Origin of the sequence: Flavihumibacter sp. CACIAM 22H1, assembly GCF_001601815.1 — a bacterium.
Lineage (GTDB): Bacteria > Bacteroidota > Bacteroidia > Chitinophagales > Chitinophagaceae > Flavihumibacter.
The window spans coordinates 1-2152 of sequence record NZ_LUKG01000111.1; the positions used below are offsets into that span (position 1 = coordinate 1).

The window sequence follows — 2152 nt, forward strand, 5'->3', positions numbered from 1 at the left end:
GGAAAACCGGCATTTTTTAACAAGGCAGTACGGTCGGGTCGGGCAATCATAGCCTGGTAAAAGGCGATCAAAGTGGCCGGTTCCATATAACTGTGCTGCTGCACCAAGGCTTCTATCTTTCCGCTCATCTTAACCCGGTTTTTTTCGGAAAAGAGGTTAGGGGTGGATGCTTCCAGGAAAGCCGCAGTTCCGTGCTTTTGAATAAAATCAATGCTTTTACGCCTTGCTTCTTTTTTAGCTGCATTGTCGGCAAAAGCGGTTGAATGGAGAAGGCCAAGGCCTTGCACCAGACCGGGAAAACGTTCGGCAAATGCCAGGCTGATATAAGCTCCCATGGAGTGCCCCAGTAAAGTACATTGCTGAATGCCTTCTTTATCGAGCAATTGTTTTAGCTGGTTTGCCATGGATTCCATAGATACAACCTCCGTTAATGCGCTGGCTCCTGTACCGGGAAGGTCCGGAACGATCACCTGATAAGACTTCTGCATCCATTCTACCTGGCGGTTCCAGATACGGCTGTCTTCACCAAAACCATGAATCAATACCACTGTTTTTCCGGCCCCTGTTTTAGTATACTGCATCGGGTTATGATTTTTTAGTAGTACGGGTCTTTAAATATACAATACTCGAATAACTGACCAATGCAATGGCAAGCAAGAGCATACACCAGGAAAGCCAGTCGCCAAAGCGGACAAAAAAGGTTTTATTTTCCCGGGTATATACTTCCTGTTGAATAGCAGCGGCGGTATCCCAGGCCTGTGTTTGGGTAATTTTACCGGATGGATCTATAAATGCACTAATACCTGTATTGGCACTTCGTACTACCCATCGCCTGGTTTCAATGGCACGGAGCCGGGCATAGGCGAGGTGCTGTTTATGGCCTGCTGTATTTCCCCACCAGCCATCGTTGGTAATAATCACAATCAGGTTGGCGTTGTTTCGGATAAAACCGGTCATGAAATCGCCGTAGATCGATTCGTAACAAATCGCCGGCGCTATAGCCAGTCCACTGACAGTATCCTTCAACACCGTACGTTCTTCCTGTTTTGCGTAGCCTCCTGAAGTGCCCCCAAACTGTTCAAACCAACTATCCATAAAACGCAGGAAAGAAGGCAGGGTTTCCACGCCGGGTACAAGTTTAGATTTGTGGTAGCGGTAAAGCACGCCGGTGCTGTCAAATAAAGCAGCCGTATTATATGCTTCGTAGTACATATTGGTGCCATTGATGGGCCTTGCATAGGGCGATTTGGTATCTGCGGGAAGAAAGTTGAATGCCTCCACTCCGGAAACCAGTTTCAGGCCCGGGTGCCTGGCCAGGAACTGCCACACCGGTTGAAGGGAACTGTTATTGCGTATGCTATCTTCTTCGATTCCATTGGGCGAATTAATAGCTGTTTCCGGCCATACTACCAATACGGTTTCCTGGTCAATTTTCGACTCGCTTAAGCTGATAAGTTGGTTGAGCTGTACCTGCTGCGTTCCCGGGGAGAATTTCGCATAAGGGTCGATATTAGGTTGAACTACTACAATTTTTTTGGGAGAGGAACCAGCTGATCTTTGATCTGCTTCACCAGACGGCTTCAGCGCAAAGGAGAGGAGCAGGGGTATAATAAGCAATGCGGCAAATGGCCAGAATGCTTTTTCGCGTTTATCTGCAGTGCTGTGCGCCCGTGCTTTCAGCCATCGGAAAAGCAGGATGTTCAAGGCCAGTATCCATAGTGAACCACCACTGGTGCCGGTTAATTCATACCATTGCACCCAGCCCGGCGTGTTTGCGAAAACATTACCCAACGTAAGCCAGGGCCAGCTTAGCTCCCAGTTAAGGTGAATATATTCGAAACTCATCCAACAAGCAGCAAAGGCCCAGTAACTATAGCGGCTTCCCAGTCTTTTTTCGAACATTATAAAGGGCCAGCCGTTACTCAATGCCATCATTTCACTTTTTATTATTTCAAAATTCCTTTTTACCTCTATTTCCGAACAGCTACTGACAAGACCCATACTCCCACTACTGTCTCCCTAAAAAGCGTTTGTGTTTTTTCTCACACTTCTTATAGTAGTTTTATTCCTCAAAGCTGACTGGCTTATGGGCTGGGTTAGGTCAATTGGGTAATTTTGTAGGGGTTTGGAATTTGTTTAAAATGATTATAAC

At 46.7% G+C, this 2152-nt stretch carries 2 protein-coding genes; both read right to left on the bottom strand.

What is annotated here, in order from left to right; translation table 11 throughout:
- The coding region (locus A1D16_RS19925) for an alpha/beta hydrolase (RefSeq protein ID WP_290712811.1) at positions 1 to 581 on the bottom strand (581 nt) is incomplete at its 3' end.
- A gap of 4 nt (positions 582 to 585) precedes the next feature.
- Complete coding sequence (gene lnt, locus A1D16_RS19930; protein WP_290712814.1) at positions 586 to 1935, bottom strand: apolipoprotein N-acyltransferase; 1350 nt, start codon at positions 1933 to 1935, stop codon at positions 586 to 588.
- Positions 1936 to 2152: the final 217 nt, after the last annotated feature.

Coding starts and splice junctions, on each gene's coding strand:
- lnt (WP_290712814.1), bottom strand. CDS start 1,935: ATGATGGCATTGAGTAACGGCTGGCCCTTTATAATGTTCGAAAAAAGA.